This is a genomic window from Psychrobacter sp. TB15 (assembly GCF_000511655.1).
GTDB classification, from domain to species: Bacteria; Pseudomonadota; Gammaproteobacteria; order Pseudomonadales; family Moraxellaceae; genus Psychrobacter; species Psychrobacter submarinus.
In genome coordinates, this window is record NZ_AYXN01000034.1 from 34,382 (window position 1) to 49,576 (window position 15,195).

A 15,195-nucleotide genomic window follows, 5' to 3' on the forward strand; every position below is an offset into this window, starting at 1 on the left:
ATATTTGACTGTCTTGATGTACGTAGCTCTCTGGCGACTCACTTATGACTTTTTGTACAGCTGCTTACTGACTTGCTGCCACGCCACATCAGGCAGAGTGCCTAAAGTTTTTAGTGGCAAAGTTAGTTTTTTTGGAAACTCAATGACTTCGTGCTCAGCTTCGATACCATCACGAATGGCTTGACTGGCTTGCTGAGGAGTCTGCAAAAACGGCATCGGAAAATCGTTTTGCTCAGTCATCGGCGTATCGACAAACCCTGGCACAACTAAGCTGACCGCGACATCAAATGGTGCAAGACTGATTTGCAACGTTTTCATAAGATAATGAATCGCCGCCTTAGAGCTGCCATAAGCTTCTGCGCGAGCAAAAGGCACATAAGCAGAGGCCGAGCCTAGACCGACTAGGCGACCTTTTGAGGCGATAAGTTTAGGTAGCACGCCTTCGATAGCGTGCGAGAGTGTGCCCATATTGACTGACATCACTTTCATGAAGCTTTCGCTGTCAAAGTTCGGCATATCTAAGTACTCGCAAGCCCCCGCGCAGCAAATTGCTAGGTCAATGGTATCTAGCTTCTCAAAAGCCGCGATGACCGCTTCTCTATCCATCAAGTCCAAATCTATGGGTGTCGCGCCTAAACTTTTGAGTTCCGCTAAAGCCTCATCATCGCGCCCTACCGCGTAGACGTGCTGATCCTTTGCTAAATAGTCTTTTGCAAGTTGCATACCTATACCTGAGGTCGCACCTGTGATTACGATATGCAGTCTTTCAGTCGTTGTTGCCATTACACTAGTCCCTTTTTAATGATGATTGCATTCTCACTATTAACCCATAGTTGTTTTAGCAATAGCTGAGTTTATAATAGCTAAATAATACAAATAAAAGTTATCGTTATTGTTGTAACTTCGCAAACGTAAAATAAAAGTTAGATATGGTTATTCAGAGTCTGACTTTGCCAAAGACCATAAATTTTCTGTTACTAGTGTGGTAGGACAGCCTACCGTCTACATGCTACAATAAAGCCGCTACTCGCGCTTATTGAGGCGCGTGGACACAGCGATAATTCTACTTTTATAGTGACACTTCTAATAACGACCATTTAATAACGGCGTTTCTATCCTATCTCTATTTTCTATTCAGACTTATTAAGGATTTTTTATGAGCGAGCTGCAACTATCTGACCGCGTTAATGGCATCAAACCTTCACCAACTCTTGCTATTACCAACAAAGCCAAAGAGCTAAAAGCGGCTGGTAAAGACATTATCGGTTTGGGTGCAGGCGAGCCAGATTTTGATACCCCAGAGCACGTCAAGCAAGCGGCGATTGAAGCGATTAATAATGGCTTTACTAAATACACTGCCGTTGACGGTACGCCTGAGCTAAAAAAAGCCATCATCGACAAGTTCAAGCGTGATAATGACATCAGCTATGAGCCAAATGAGATCCTAGTATCGGTAGGTGGTAAGCAGTCGTTCTTTAATTTAGCGCAAGCCTTTATTAATCCAGGCGATGAAGTCATTATTCCAGCACCATACTGGGTCAGCTATCCTGACATGGTACTTATCGCTGAAGGTAAGCCGGTCATCGTAGAATGCCCTGCTGAGCAAGATTTCAAGATCACCGCTGAGCAATTAGAAGCTGCCATCACTGACAAAACCAAAATGCTGGTGCTAAACAGCCCCTCTAACCCAACTGGCATGATTTACACTTTAGACGAGTTAAAGGCGCTGGCTGAAGTGCTGAAAAAGCATCCGCAAGTTTATGTGGCCTCAGATGATATGTATGAGCACATTCGCTGGACGGGAGATAAGTTCTATAATATCTTAAACGCCGCTCCTGAATTAAAAGAGCGCGCGATTATCTTAAATGGTGTATCAAAAGCGTATGCCATGACCGGCTGGCGTATCGGTTATGCCGGTGGTCCTGCCAAGCTGATTGGCGCGATGAAAAAAGTACAATCGCAGTCGACCTCTTGCCCAACCTCTATCAGTCAAGTAGCAGCAGCTGCCGCTATTAGCGGCGATCAAAGTGTCCTAACACCTATGGTCGATGCGTTTGAGAAGCGCTGCGACTTAGTTGTCGACGGTCTAAATGCGATTAAGGGTATTACTTGCCTGCGCCCTGACGGTGCCTTCTATGTCTATCCTAATATTAAGCCTTTGATTAAAGCAGCTGGTCTATCTTCGTGCACCGAGTTCTCAGAATGGTTGCTTGAGAAAGTTGGCGTCGCGGTAGTCCCTGGCGATGCATTCGGTTTAGGCGGCTTTATGCGTATCTCTTACGCCACTGATGAAGCGACTTTAAAAGATGCCCTGTCGCGTATTGAATCGGCGGTTGCTGATTTGGATGTTGCAGAGTAATTAGCCAATCTAAACGTGAGCAGCATTGAGCAAATTTGATGATTTAGCAAAAAGACGTCTATTAAAGACGTCTTTTTTGTGGCTACGGCATACTCGCCAATAGTGTCAAGCACTAAGGCGTACCCTAGCTGTCAGAAGAAGAATAAGCCTTAATTTTGCCAATTTAGCTAAAATTTGCATTAAAAAATAAAAAAGGCTTGACGTATTTTTTATCTTTGCTAGAATACGCTCCACTTAGCAGCAACTCATTGTCTAAATAAGTCGTTGTTAAGCTCGTTATGAGCATAAACACTCATAGCTTATTCCTCAATAGCTCAGTTGGTAGAGCGTCGGACTGTTAATCCGTGTGTCCCTGGTTCGAGCCCAGGTTGAGGAGCCAAATTTTTGACTATTAGTCAATCGTTAGCTGGTTATCTACGAATATCTTAATGACCAGCTAATCTGTTTTGTTGAATCACTTTGATTCAATTATGGCATTTGCCAAGACCCTTATCTTTTTGATAAGGGTTTTTTTATGACTGATATCTTACATTTTTGACCCTTTGCACAAATCGCTAGAGACTTTAGACGAGGTTTAAAGAGTTCAAAAATATTGCGCTTAAAGGTTGACAGTCTCAAGTGACTTGGCTAAAATATGCCACACATAACGCGAACTACTTAGCAAACACTGCTAATTTAAGTTTAAAGTTATACCCTTTTATTCCTCAATAGCTCAGTTGGTAGAGCGTCGGACTGTTAATCCGTGTGTCCCTGGTTCGAGCCCAGGTTGAGGAGCCATATTCTATAAAGAGGCCTTCATCATGATGTGATGGGGGCTTTTTTATGTGCGTTATTTTCTGGCTTAGCTATTTTTTTGCGCTATTTTATTGTATGGTAAGACAGATAGCTGGTTTATTTAGATAGCGTGTTTTAGAGAGCTTTTTTGCTAGTGCTGATGACTCCTATATACTGATTACCATTATGAATAGCGCAGCGCACTTATAGCATTGCACACTCTAAAGTCGGCTATCTTTTTTCTTAATATTAGGGCGTGTTGAACATTCACAAATGCGCACTGCTGATCGCTAAAATAGTTCTAGTCTAAGTGAAAATTGCAGGTAATGCTTATTGCATTGGCTAGATTTTCACAACGACTAGGGCGATTTTAGCATCAGCCCTAACTACAACAACAGGGACAGGACTATTTTTTGCCGCTTTATTGATAAAAATAGACGCTTAGAACGACTAAACTTACTATTTTTATCTGCAAATCGACTAAAAAATAGTCTCTGTCAGTGCCATGGTCGAATGTTCAACACGCCCTATTATCCCTACTCACTAAAAGTAATGGTTTATTATGATACCTGTACGCATAAAAAATAAATTCTCTGATCATCCCCAAAAAATCATGCGTCCGATTAGCATTCGCCTCTCTGAGGAAATGATTGAGCTATTACAGTCTACCTCTTCAGAGCTTGGCTTTAAGCGCATTCAGGGGCTGATTCGCTTGTATATACGCCAAGGGTTGGATCGCGACCATCAAGACTATACTTTGGCGCATGATGAGGTGTTTATTGAGTCCTTACGTAAGCGCGGCGTTAGTCAGCGTATTATCGATGAGGCTATTGTGGTGACTCATAATAACAATATCACCCATCCTCTATCTGAGCTACAAGACGATGATAAGTGATGAGGGCGACCTCTATCGTTAGACGATATCGTTAACGCCTACTCAAAGACTCAAAAAAAGCTAAGTTTGCTTAATCGCGCTTAGCTTTTTTTATGTCATATTCTTGATCATTTATCCTTGGACTGACAACTCTTTAGTCTCACCCCCTCTAAACGCTACCCTTTTTTCTAATTTCTCAGACTCTTTATCGCAAAATGCTTTTGATAAACAAAGATAATTAAACCCACAGCGCACATAAACAAGGTATATTAAAGCTAAACAGCCTTCACTGATCTGAAAATAATAACTATCCAACTAAACGCTATAAGGAGAGAGGTGATGAACAAGAGAGAAATAAGGAAGTTAGCCGTTGTACTCTTCACAGTGTCACTAAGCATGCCGGTCATCAATGGCTGCTCAATGCCGCAAAACGATCCAACGAAACAGACTATTCCTACCGACTCTGATCAATGGCAAGAAAAACTAGGCAAAACTTTTGAGCAATTATCTGAAAGCGATAGACAGCTGCTAAGCCGCTATATGCTACGCATGAAACTCAGTGATGCTTATGATTCAGGAGCGATGCCGCGCACGACAATCAGGCAAGCTTTGTTACAACAGCGCGAGTATGAACGCTTGCACCCTAATAACCCAACTGGCGAAAAAAGCCCTGTAGTCGCCACGAATCAGCCCACTGGTATCAACGCCCAGACTTATCCTATAGCGCTATTACCCGTTAAGACCAGCGATAGCGATAGCCTAAACCAGGTCAAGCTACAATTTATGCTCTCCAACCATGGTGATACCCCTATCGAGAGCTTTAAGGGTTCGTTATTGATGAAAGACGCTAAGTTAAAAGAAGGTAAAGCGTTCAATATCCCCTTGACTCAATTCGTCACTCCTATCGAGCCTGAACAGTCAGGCAAGATAATTATCGAAACAAGTATCGAGAATATCAATGTTATGCGCGCGATTAGAAACGCACAAGATGTGACGATAGAGATTAATGAAGGGACTTTGACGCTCACTGATGGACAAATATTCGAATTCGATAAAGCCTTAGAATAGTCATTGTCAAATGCATTGATATTGCAAAAAGACTGAATACGTTTATAAAAATATATTCGTAAAACGTAGCCATAAAAAAAGCCCTTATCCATTCAGATAAGGGCTTTTATGTTCACATAGAACAAATTTGGCGGAGACGGAGAGATTCGAACTCTCGAAGGGCTATGAACCCTTGCCGGTTTTCAAGACCGGTGCATTCAACCGCTCTGCCACGTCTCCATAGGTGCAACATTATAGCGACCTCAAATAAAAATGCAATAGCTGAAGCAAAAAAAACTATATTATTTTAACCATAGGCGTTTCTTGCGCGCGCAGACGTTGGTGTTCGCCAAATGCAGGCACATATCTAGCAGTCTATTGGCATAGCCCCATTCATTATCGTACCAAGCAAACACCTTGTATTGGTCGCCAACTTGCATTAATTGCTGACCATCAATAATCAGTGATTCAGGCTGATGGATAAAATCACTAGAGACTAACGGCTCATCAGTATAAGCCATAATGCCTATTAACGCTCCGTCACTAGCCGTCTGCAGGGCTTCTCTGATCGCATCGATACTGACGTCTGCACTGTCAAAGACAAAGGTGACGTCAATAGCAGCGACATCAATAGTAGGCACGCGAATAGAATGACCATTAATCTTACCAGCCATAGCAGGCAATACGCGCTCAGTGGCGGCGATACTGCTAGAAGTGGTTGGAATAATGTTGTGCCCAGAAGCACGCGCACGTCTCAGATCGCGGTGCGCTTGATCCAGCACGGTCTGATCAGCGGTGACGGCATGTATCTCTGTCATCATTGCAGAGCGCACGCCAAAGGCTTGGTCTAAAGTGTCAATCAAAGGTACTAGCGCCTGAGTGGTACAAGAAACGCTTGAAACAATAGGAAGATCATTGGTTAACTGTTCAGCATTGACGCCCATCACAATGCACGCCTCGACATCATCGAAAGGAGCCGCGCCAATAATGACCTGCTTTGCTCCGGCATCAATGTGCCGGTAAGCCTGCTCATAAGAGCGAAAATGGCCAGTACACTCTAGCACGACATCGATACCTAAGGTCTGCCATAGCAGCTGCTCAGGATTGGCCTCTGAGAGCATACGAATACAGTAAGTCCGAGTGTGTTTTGTGATACAAAGCTGAGTCTCAGTATCGCTGTGTGTGTCAGTATCGCTGTGCCTATCAGTATTGGTTATAATCTCAGCACTAACGCCAAGGGCACTTAAACGTCCATGAGTGCTATCAAATCTAAGTAAGTGCAGCAGCGTATCAGCCGGCGCTAAATCATTAATAGCCACCAAATGGATGGCATTGCCAAGTACCTCAAAGCGCTCTATCAGTGCGCGCAGTACGTTGCGTCCTATACGTCCAAAACCATTAATAGCGACTCTGAGCGGCCGTTTACGCACGCTGGTACCTTCTATTAAGCTCGCCTTGGTCTGCGGCGTTTTGTTTTGGCTTTTAGGCTTTACATCAGACATAAATAATATCGCTATAAATATAGAAGATAGAGTGGCTTTAAACCGTTCGGCTGACGACTGAGTCTAAGTAATAGCTGAGTTGATGACTAGATTTGCGAGGTTTCTAGAGTAGCATCGTATCTAGACTACGGCGTGATAAATATCAGCGCCAAACGTATCGTATTATAGTCTATCGTTTGCTTGAGCTGCTCATAAATAGGCTTAAGCTTGATGCTACCATCATCATTGAAGTCATTAGGATTATTGGCAACTTTTATGGCGACATAGGCATTACCTACGGCGGTCATAACCTCATCATCAGGACGCAGATGATCGCAGGCCAGACTCGGATCTTGCGCTTTAAGCTCGCTAATATGACGCATAATCGTCGATTGTGCTAGCTCTCGCGTCTGCGCAATCTCAATGATAGATAGGCTCTCTTCTAACAGCGCTTTTGTCGCGAGTAAGGTTGCTTCAGACTTATCAGCGACTTGGTTGCCCAGTTTCTGTTTTTTATTTTGCTGGGCTTTATCTTGCTCACGGCGTCTTTTTTGTAGCTTAGCATACGCCTCAATCACTGCTTGACTAGTCGTGCCTCCTGATTTTAGTACAAACTTATCATGACTTTGCTGTAGGCTTTTTTCATCGAGCATAGCATAGTTAGCGTCCGCCTCATTTGAGAGCTCTAAGAAACGCTTATCTGCGCCGCGGGCTAACGGGTCTAGCTGCAAGCTCATAGTATTCATGCCCAGCAGCTTCAGTCCCTCTAAAGACTTCAATCGCGATAAAGCTACATAGCCTTGACCTAACTCAAAAGTGCGCGACAGATCAATCTCTGCGGCATCTAAAGTCATGCCTTGCGATTTATGAATCGTAATCGCCCACGCCAGACACAATGGTACTTGCTCATAGCTAGCGAGCACATCGCCTGTCTCATCTTCAATAATCCACTCTTCTGGTTCAGCGATGACTTCGCGCCCTGAATTCAGCCTAACCACTGGCATTTTTGGCGCGGCTGAGGACTTATCTTTGGTGTTGGCTTTGGCTTTTTTATCTTTATCTGCTGTTTTGCTACTATCTTCATCGTCGATAGCAATCGTGTCATCTTCGGCCATATCCGCTTTGGCATCACTTTTGGCTTTATCTTTAGCCTTGCTGTCATCGACTTTTACCGCCGCAAAGCCAATCAGCTCCCCCATCGTACCGTTTGAGACGCCAAGCTCGTTGTTATTCTTAATGAACATCACTTTCGCGCCAACTTTTAGGATCAGCTCATCTTGCGTGCGTACGGTCTTCTTTAGAGTATCTACCAGCTTACTCTCACCCACAGATGAGGCTTCAAATCGTCTCGTCTCACCCTCTAGTGCCGCAAGCTCCTTGTCATTGATCTTATTGACGTTGAGGTTATGGGTATATAGCCGCGTGCGCTTGATATCGACGTTTTGATCAAAGGTGTTCTCAAGCGCCGCAATCGCTTCAAAGCTGACATCCTGACGGCGGATCTGATTTAAGATATCGTCCAAATCAAGACCACCATCGGCAGCCGCGCGCTCTTGTCTATGCTGCTCAGATAGATAGCAGATGCGAAAGCCTGCATCGAGCCAGGCTTCACTCATAAAAGCGAACTTATCGCGATTACTCTCGCCTTTACTACCTATAGGCGGCAGCTGAAAAAAGTCGCCTGCGACGACGACCTGAATCCCGCCAAAGGGGTTATCATTTTTGCGGACGTGTTTGAGCACTTGATTGACTAGATTGAGCTGCTTGGCATGCAGCATAGATATCTCATCGATGATAAGTACCGCGGTGTCTTTGAGTCTATCGGCCAAAAACTGCTTGCGCGCCAAGTTACTCAAATCCCGCTCCGTCAGCTCATCTTTGATACCGATGCCCGACCAGCTATGAATGGTGGTGCCATTCATATGAGTGGCTGCAATACCTGTACTGGCTGTCACCGCTACAGGTACGCGGCGCGCACGTAAGTAATGAATATATTGGTTAAGCGTATAGGTTTTACCTGAGCCTGCTGAGCCGGTCAAAAACACGTTCTTACCGGTTTTTAGAATATTAAGAGCAGAAGATTGACGCATAAACCTAGACCAATTAACAAAAGATAAAAAAGACTCGATAAGCAGCTTTGGGCCGACAAGGAGCCAAATGTTTGGCAGCAATTATAACAGCTACGCACGCTTTGCAAACTATTTTAACGAGGCAAGCTTAACAAACCAAAAGTTATATGAACGTAAAACCATTATTATTAAAAGTTGCTATCGCTTCTTGTGAAATCTCAGTACGATAGACAGATAGCAATAGCTAAAGTCAGGAAGATTTATTCACTCATAAAAAGGAAAGCTCCATGTTATATGACACCCCTAATACTGAAAATAGCCCAGTTCAATTTCGCGACACATACGATAACTTTATCAATGGCGAATGGGTCGCACCAGTCGATGGCGAATACTTTGATAATCTTAGTCCTATCGATGGTAAAACCATCTGCCAAGTAGCACGCTCAAAAGAAGCCGATATCGAAAAAGCTTTAGATGCTGCACACGCGGCCAAAGACGCTTGGGGCAAAACCAGCGTCACTGAGCGCGCTAATTTACTACTTAAAATCGCCGACAAGATGGAAGAGAACCTTGAGGCCATCGCCATTGCTGAGTGTTATGAGAATGGCAAGGCAGTGCGCGAAACCTTAGCCGCTGATATCCCTCTCGCGATTGATCATTTCCGCTACTTTGCCAGCGCCATTCGCGCGCAAGAAGGCGGTATCAGCCAAATTGATGAAGATACCGTCGCTTACCACTTCCATGAGCCTTTAGGCGTAGTCGGTCAAATTATTCCTTGGAACTTTCCGATTCTAATGGGGGTATGGAAACTGGCTCCGGCTCTCGCTGCGGGTAACTGCATTGTCCTAAAACCTGCCGAGCAAACCCCCGCCTCTATCCTATTTATGCTAGAGACCATTGGCATTGCCGATATCTTGCCAAAAGGCGTCCTCAACGTAGTGAATGGTTTTGGCGTTGAAGCCGGTAAACCGCTGGCTTCCAATCCGCGTATTAATAAAGTCGCCTTTACCGGCGAGACTACCACCGGTCGCCTAATCATGCAGTACGCTAGTGAAAACATCATTCCAGTCACCTTGGAGCTAGGCGGCAAAAGCCCTAATATTTTCTTCGCCGATGTCATGGATGAAGATGATGATTTCTTAGACAAAGCCGTTGAAGGTCTAGTGATGTTTGCGCTCAATCAAGGCGAGGTCTGCACTTGTCCCTCACGCGCGCTGGTGCATGAGAGTATCTATGATGAGTTTATCAAACGCTGTGTTGAGCGCGTCAAAGCCATTAAGATGGGCAACCCACTTGATACCGATACTATGATTGGCGCGCAAGCCAGCTCTGATCAATTAGAGAAAATCTTATCTTACTTAGATATCGGCAAAAAAGAAGGCGCAAAAGTATTGGTCGGCGGCGAGCGTGCCAAACATGACGGCGATCTTGGCGATGGCTACTATGTACAGCCGACTATTTTTGAGGGCACTAACGACATGCGCGTGTTCCAAGAAGAAATCTTCGGTCCCGTACTTGCGGTCACGACTTTTAAAGACGATGAAGAAGCGATGAGTATCGCTAATGATACGTTATATGGCCTTGGCGCTGGCGTTTGGACGCGTAGTGTACACAAAGCTTACCGCTTCGGACGTGGTATTCAAGCTGGACGCGTATGGACCAACTGCTACCACATCTACCCTGCGCATTCTGCATTTGGTGGCTACAAGCAATCGGGTATCGGCCGCGAAAACCATCTAATGATGCTTGATCATTATCAGCAAACCAAAAACATGCTGGTTTCTTATAGTCCCAAAAAGATGGGCTTCTTTTAAGCCTGTCTGTCACGCACTTTATGGCAGCCACCATAAAATAATGAGTTGGTAGATATGATATCTATCAACTCACCATCCACGATAAGGAGAAAGTAACATGGCTAATAAAATGAAAGCAGCTGTCCTACATGAGTTTAATCAACCGCTACAGATTGAAGAAGTAGACATCCCAACCGTAGGTGCCGGTCAGATCTTAGTAAAAATGGAGGCCTCAGGCGTCTGTCACACGGACCTTCATGCCGTTGAAGGAGATTGGCCAGTCAAACCAAGTCCACCATTTATCCCTGGACACGAAGGCGTCGGTATCATCACCTCTGTCGGCGACAACGTCCATCACGTCAAAGAAGGCGACCGAGTCGGTGTGCCCTGGCTCTACTCTGCTTGCGGACACTGTACGCATTGTTTAGGTGGCTGGGAGACGTTGTGCCTAAAGCAAGAAAATTCAGGTTATTCGGTGAATGGTAGCTTTGCAGAGTATGTCCTGGCGGACGCCGACTATGTAGGCATTATCCCAGAAAGCGTCGACTCTGTAGAGATTGCCCCTGTCTTATGCGCAGGTGTCACTGTCTATAAAGGCCTAAAAATGACGGATACCAAGCCTGGTGATTGGGTAGTGATTTCAGGTATCGGCGGCCTCGGTCACATGGCGGTACAGTATGCTGTGGCTATGGGACTTAATGTTGCTGCGGTCGATATTGATGATGAAAAGCTAGCGTTCGCCGAAAAACTCGGCGCTAAAGTCACTGTTAATGCCAAAAACACAGATCCTGGCGAGTACCTACAACAGGAAATCGGCGGCGCGCATGGAGTACTAGTCACAGCGGTATCCTCTACAGCGTTTGAGCAAGCACTGAGCATGTTAAGACGTGGTGGTACTTTGGTCTGTAATGGCCTACCTACAGGCGACTTCCCAGTTTCTATCTTTGATACGGTATTGAACGGTATTACTATTCGCGGCTCAATTGTCGGTACACGCCTTGATCTACAAGAGTCGTTAGATATGGCAGCTAAAGGCAAAGTGAAAGCGACCGTTGCCGCTGAACCACTCGAGAATATCAATGATATCTTCGATCGTATGCGTGATGGCAAAATCGAGGGACGTATTGTGATTGACTATGCCAAGTAATGATTAACAAGTAGCATTGCGATGTTATATCAGTATTGCTATCACTTGTCATTGAAACTCTAAAAAATGGTCGTATTGTTTTTGATGCCATACTATTCATAGTATGACTAAGAACAATGCGACCTTTTATGTTATGACAGGGCAATTTTGGAAAATCTTAACTAAAAGACAAGGAGTACACTATGAAACTTGCAGCGACAGCGTCTTGCGCCGAATTAATCGAGCTTTTAAAGTCCAAGCATGGTGATTTAATGTTCCATCAGTCTGGCGGCTGCTGCGATGGTAGCTCACCGATGTGCTATCCGCTAGGCGAGTTCAAAACTGGCGCGCAAGATGTGCTTGTTGGCGAGCTGGTAGGCTGTCCGTTTTATATGGGTAAAGCACAATTTGAGCTCTGGCAGCATACTGACTTAACTATCGATGTAGTCGATGGTCGCGGCGCAAGTTTTTCGCTTGAGATACCTGAAGGCAAGCGCTTTATCGTGCGCTCTGAGGTTTGCACGGTAGACTAATATGACTACTAATTAATATGAATAATACAAGGTAATCAAATATATAGAGTATGATATCGAATCATTTTTTACTATAAAATCGAGCTAACTTTTGTTAGGCTAACGCCAATGCCCTAACTAGATTTGCTTTTTAAAAACTGTCTGTCGGATCATATGTATGAATACCATCACTACTATTTTGCTCAAGACCACTTTAAGTATTAGCCTGCTACTGCCTTTATCAACGCTAACATCAGCCTCTACTCCGCAAAAATGGAAGTTAGATACCCCAAAAACCAAAGTCGACTTTGAGGTAGCATATTTAGGGAATGGTACGGTTGAAGGCCAGTTTCATAACATGGATGGTTCTATCAATTACGATGTAAAAAACCCAACAAGTACTACCATTAATTTTACTGTAAAAACGAGCAGCATTGATGCTGGTGGCAATTTGCGTAATGCCTTTTTGCGTCGCAAGGAGCTACTCAACACAGCTAAATACCCGACTATGAGATTTGTCTCCAAAAAGGTCAGCATGATCAATGCCAAAGAAGCGCATGTCACAGGCGACTTTACGGTTTTGGGAAAGACCAAACCTTTAACCGTAAAAGTAGTCTTATCTGATGTCAAAAAAGACCCCAAAACCGCGCGTCCGTTTTTAAACTTTCAAGCTATTGGTAAAGTGAATCGCCTCAGTTATGGCGTAACCGCCTTTCCAAATATGGTGGGTACAGTCATTCCGATTAACATCACAGGACAGCTTGTATCGGCAAACTAAAGGGAATACGGCGACTGTAATATTTATGACGCTTTGACTTAAGCATAAAAACCCAGCGCCAAACGTTTGTTATTGACGTTTTACGCCGGATTTTAGTTTGATTGCTAATGAGTATGTATTATCTATACCCTGTTCTAATAACAATAGATAAGTAGGGCGTGTTGAACATTCGACCTTGGCACTGACAGAGACTATTTTTTAGGCGATTTGCAGATAAAAATGGTAAGTTTAGTTGTTCTAAGCGTCTATTTTTATCAATAAAGCGGCAAAAAATAGTCCTGTCCCTGCAGGCTGATGCTAAAATCGCCCTAGTCGTTGCGACTGTTTAAATAAAATCAGCTATCCAATGCAATAAGCATTACCTGCAATTTTAACGACGACTAGAACACAGCTTTGATTAACTAGTAGCGATCAGCAGTGCGCATTTGTGAATGTTCAACACGCCCTAGTAAAAGACCTAACGATTACAGTAATTGTCAGGTCTTTTTAACATTGCCTTGTTAGTACTGCCAAGGCTGATCCTGTTCGATACCGGCTTTATCTATTTTATTTCTTTTTTTCTGAATCTTAGTATCTATTTTTTCTTGCTTTTTTAACGCTTTTTGATTGATATCATCTATCAAGCCTTGGATCTTCTTATCCACTTTGTCTTGCTCTTTTTGACGGACCTTATCAACTTTAGCTAACTCCTTTTGACGCGCTTTATCTATTTTATCTTGCTCTTTTTGACGCAGTTTATTGAGCTTACTCAGCTGCTTTCTTGCCTTTTTACTTAAGGTAATATCATCTTTCGCTTGGTTATTAGCAGATTTATTCGACATAATAGCTCTCCTTTATCAGATTATATAAACTCTCTTTAAACTTGATAATGCTTACATTCGATAGTAAGTCAGTATCCCTGTCTAATCAACGCGTCACTACAAAACAGGTACACGCCCTTAATCTGTCTGTAGATCGGCAAACTTGAGACAACACGAATCATGGTTCACTATAGAACACTACCTTAATCTCAATACACTAAATTAGGGAAAAATAGCCTCTAGATGTGAGCATTTTAATAGTCGTGAAATATGCGAGACATGGCTCAGTTTTCTTTAAAAGCTTATGCGCGCCTCGTCCCTCGGCAGTATGGCAACCTTTTGTTTAGGTTAATACTTTGCTGTCACCGCGCTCAACTTCGTCCAAAGCAAAGCATTACAAACGAGCAGAGTTTATTATTTGTTGTAGGGTGGCGTTAGACTTGTCACACTTTCGAAGAAAATGACAATAAGACGTAACCCATCGACCTGAACTATGAACTCTCGATGTTAAGAAAATGATACCAATTTAATTTGTTACAACTAAACCTCTCTTACCCATTTTGCAACCCACTTTTCAATTGAAGTTTGGGAATTCTGCTCAACAAGCCTTAGCCAATTATCTTTTTCATCTTTCGCCAAAATTGAAGCGGCTCTTAATATAGCTAATAGACCTCTTGCAAAAGTAGCAGAGGGAATTAAAATAAGAAGAACATTCATCGTTGTCTAAGAACCATGCCAAACATAGATAAGCTACTCAAACAAAGTGACGCTGGTTTTAAACGCTACACTGGCATTCATAAAGCCACCTTTTATGACATGCTTGATGCCATGCAAGAGCATGAAGCATCTAAGACCAAATCAGGTAGACCAAGTGTGCTCAGTCTTAAGGAGCAGATACTACTAGCCCTGACTTATTGGCGTGAATACCGCACGCTTTATCATATCAGTATGGACTTTGGTATTCATGAGTCTTCTGCTAGCCGTATCATTCGTAAAGTAGAAGACACACTGATTGACTCTGGCAAGTTTGAATTACCTAAAAAGCTGCCTAGTCGTGTCGATGACGACATCAATTGGTCAGTCGTCATTGTTGATGCTACCGAAACCCCTATTGAGCGTCCAAAAAAAACCAAAGAGACTACTACAGCGGTAAGAAAAAACAACACACCTTAAAAGCGCAGGTTATCGTTCATTGGCAAACTGGTTTGATACTTGATGTGCAAACCTGTAAAGGGTCAATCCACGATTTTAAGCTGTATAAAGATACTTGTCCTGACTGGTTACCTTGTGACGCCAAGCTACTAGCCGATAGTGGTTATCAAGGGTTAGCAAAGTTACATGAGCAAACTTTCACGCCATTTAAGAAACCTCGTGGTGGTCAGTTATTAGAGATATGCAAACAGGCCAATCACTATCTGGCAAAGTTCCGTATTGTGGTTGAGCACAAAATAGGCTTAATCAAGTTGTTTAAAATCGTGGCTCATAAATATCGCAACCGTCGTCAGCGCTATGATCTTAGAATGAAGCTGTTTGCTGGTATCATTAATTCCGAGCTTAAATTATGACTTTTGCAAGAGGTCTA

13 protein-coding genes, 3 tRNA genes and 1 pseudogene are annotated in these 15,195 nt (G+C 43.6%); 11 read left to right on the forward strand and 6 right to left on the reverse strand.

What is annotated here, in order from left to right; genetic code table 11:
- Positions 1-42 precede the first annotated feature (42 nt).
- Positions 43-783, reverse strand: a complete 741-nt coding sequence (locus tag W234_RS0108170; protein ID WP_037059396.1) for an SDR family NAD(P)-dependent oxidoreductase — start codon at positions 781-783, stop codon at positions 43-45.
- Between the two features lie 373 nt (positions 784-1,156).
- Between W234_RS0108170 and W234_RS0108175 the strand changes: the two genes are divergently transcribed.
- The 5 genes from W234_RS0108175 (at position 1,157) to W234_RS0108200 (ending at position 5,075) form a co-directional block, all read left to right on the forward strand.
- Positions 1,157-2,359, forward strand: coding sequence for a pyridoxal phosphate-dependent aminotransferase (locus W234_RS0108175; protein WP_025646393.1), 1,203 nt, complete (start codon positions 1,157-1,159; stop codon positions 2,357-2,359).
- Positions 2,360-2,662: 303 nt separating this feature from the next.
- Positions 2,663-2,738: transfer RNA gene (locus tag W234_RS0108185), tRNA-Asn, on the forward strand.
- Positions 2,739-3,060: 322 nt separating this feature from the next.
- Positions 3,061-3,136: transfer RNA gene (locus W234_RS0108190), tRNA-Asn, on the forward strand.
- A 559-nt stretch (positions 3,137-3,695) separates the two neighbouring features.
- The gene (locus tag W234_RS0108195; protein ID WP_025646394.1) at positions 3,696-4,028 is read left to right on the forward strand and encodes a hypothetical protein; all 333 of its coding nucleotides are present in this window, start codon (positions 3,696-3,698) and stop codon (positions 4,026-4,028) included.
- 318 nt (positions 4,029-4,346) lie between these two features.
- On the forward strand, positions 4,347-5,075 hold the full coding sequence (locus W234_RS0108200) for a hypothetical protein (protein ID WP_025646395.1): 729 nt from the start codon (positions 4,347-4,349) through the stop codon (positions 5,073-5,075).
- Positions 5,076-5,203: 128 nt separating this feature from the next.
- Here the strand turns inward: W234_RS0108200 and W234_RS0108205 are convergent.
- The 3 genes from W234_RS0108205 to W234_RS0108215 form a co-directional block, all read right to left on the reverse strand.
- Positions 5,204-5,294 (reverse strand) — tRNA-Ser (locus W234_RS0108205).
- A gap of 62 nt (positions 5,295-5,356) precedes the next feature.
- A complete protein-coding gene (locus tag W234_RS0108210; RefSeq protein ID WP_025646396.1) occupies positions 5,357-6,556 on the reverse strand; it encodes a type I glyceraldehyde-3-phosphate dehydrogenase in 1,200 nt (399 codons plus the stop codon).
- A 125-nt stretch (positions 6,557-6,681) separates the two neighbouring features.
- The gene (locus tag W234_RS0108215) at positions 6,682-8,625 is read right to left on the reverse strand and encodes an AAA family ATPase (protein WP_025646397.1); all 1,944 of its coding nucleotides are present in this window, start codon (positions 8,623-8,625) and stop codon (positions 6,682-6,684) included.
- Positions 8,626-8,891: 266 nt separating this feature from the next.
- On the opposite strand from W234_RS0108215, the gene W234_RS0108225 reads away from it, so the two are divergent.
- The 4 genes from W234_RS0108225 to W234_RS0108240 all read left to right on the forward strand — a co-directional run bounded on the left by W234_RS0108225 (position 8,892) and on the right by W234_RS0108240 (position 12,813).
- Entirely contained in the window at positions 8,892-10,418 is a 1,527-nt protein-coding gene (locus W234_RS0108225; protein WP_025646398.1) for an aldehyde dehydrogenase family protein, read from the forward strand.
- Between the two features lie 97 nt (positions 10,419-10,515).
- The gene (gene adhP / locus W234_RS0108230) at positions 10,516-11,544 is read left to right on the forward strand and encodes an alcohol dehydrogenase AdhP (protein ID WP_025646399.1); all 1,029 of its coding nucleotides are present in this window, start codon (positions 10,516-10,518) and stop codon (positions 11,542-11,544) included.
- Between the two features lie 182 nt (positions 11,545-11,726).
- A complete protein-coding gene (locus tag W234_RS0108235) occupies positions 11,727-12,056 on the forward strand; it encodes a DUF779 domain-containing protein (RefSeq protein ID WP_025646400.1) in 330 nt (109 codons plus the stop codon).
- Between the two features lie 157 nt (positions 12,057-12,213).
- Positions 12,214-12,813: a YceI family protein gene (locus W234_RS0108240; protein WP_025646401.1), complete on the forward strand. Its 600-nt coding sequence runs from the start codon at positions 12,214-12,216 to the stop codon at positions 12,811-12,813.
- 500 nt (positions 12,814-13,313) lie between these two features.
- Here W234_RS0108240 and W234_RS0108245 read toward each other — a convergent pair whose 3' ends face one another.
- Both W234_RS0108245 and W234_RS14545 read right to left on the reverse strand, forming a co-directional pair.
- Entirely contained in the window at positions 13,314-13,634 is a 321-nt protein-coding gene (locus W234_RS0108245; protein ID WP_025646402.1) for a hypothetical protein, read from the reverse strand.
- A 519-nt stretch (positions 13,635-14,153) separates the two neighbouring features.
- Complete coding sequence (locus W234_RS14545; RefSeq protein WP_156923975.1) at positions 14,154-14,330, reverse strand: hypothetical protein; 177 nt, start codon at positions 14,328-14,330, stop codon at positions 14,154-14,156.
- A 15-nt stretch (positions 14,331-14,345) separates the two neighbouring features.
- On the opposite strand from W234_RS14545, the gene W234_RS0108255 reads away from it, so the two are divergent.
- Positions 14,346-14,786: a transposase family protein gene (locus W234_RS0108255; RefSeq protein WP_025643546.1), complete on the forward strand. Its 441-nt coding sequence runs from the start codon at positions 14,346-14,348 to the stop codon at positions 14,784-14,786.
- 8 nt (positions 14,787-14,794) lie between these two features.
- Positions 14,795-15,178: pseudogene (locus W234_RS0108260) on the forward strand (transposase family protein); the annotation flags it as partial.
- Between the last annotated feature and the right edge of the window lie 17 nt (positions 15,179-15,195).

Bases quoted from the DNA above. Each gene is read 5' to 3' on its own strand.
- adhP (WP_025646399.1), top strand. From the start codon at position 10,516: ATGGCTAATAAAATGAAAGCAGCTGTCCTACATGAGTTTAATCAACCG.
- W234_RS0108195 (WP_025646394.1), top strand. From the start codon at position 3,696: ATGATACCTGTACGCATAAAAAATAAATTCTCTGATCATCCCCAAAAA.
- W234_RS14545 (WP_156923975.1), bottom strand. From the start codon at position 14,330: ATGAATGTTCTTCTTATTTTAATTCCCTCTGCTACTTTTGCAAGAGGT.
- W234_RS0108240 (WP_025646401.1), top strand. From the start codon at position 12,214: ATGAATACCATCACTACTATTTTGCTCAAGACCACTTTAAGTATTAGC.
- W234_RS0108235 (WP_025646400.1), top strand. From the start codon at position 11,727: ATGAAACTTGCAGCGACAGCGTCTTGCGCCGAATTAATCGAGCTTTTA.
- W234_RS0108225 (WP_025646398.1), top strand. From the start codon at position 8,892: ATGTTATATGACACCCCTAATACTGAAAATAGCCCAGTTCAATTTCGC.
- W234_RS0108175 (WP_025646393.1), top strand. From the start codon at position 1,157: ATGAGCGAGCTGCAACTATCTGACCGCGTTAATGGCATCAAACCTTCA.
- W234_RS0108210 (WP_025646396.1), bottom strand. From the start codon at position 6,556: ATGTCTGATGTAAAGCCTAAAAGCCAAAACAAAACGCCGCAGACCAAG.
- W234_RS0108170 (WP_037059396.1), bottom strand. From the start codon at position 783: ATGGCAACAACGACTGAAAGACTGCATATCGTAATCACAGGTGCGACC.
- W234_RS0108255 (WP_025643546.1), top strand. From the start codon at position 14,346: ATGCCAAACATAGATAAGCTACTCAAACAAAGTGACGCTGGTTTTAAA.
- W234_RS0108245 (WP_025646402.1), bottom strand. From the start codon at position 13,634: ATGTCGAATAAATCTGCTAATAACCAAGCGAAAGATGATATTACCTTA.
- W234_RS0108200 (WP_025646395.1), top strand. From the start codon at position 4,347: ATGAACAAGAGAGAAATAAGGAAGTTAGCCGTTGTACTCTTCACAGTG.
- W234_RS0108215 (WP_025646397.1), bottom strand. From the start codon at position 8,625: ATGCGTCAATCTTCTGCTCTTAATATTCTAAAAACCGGTAAGAACGTG.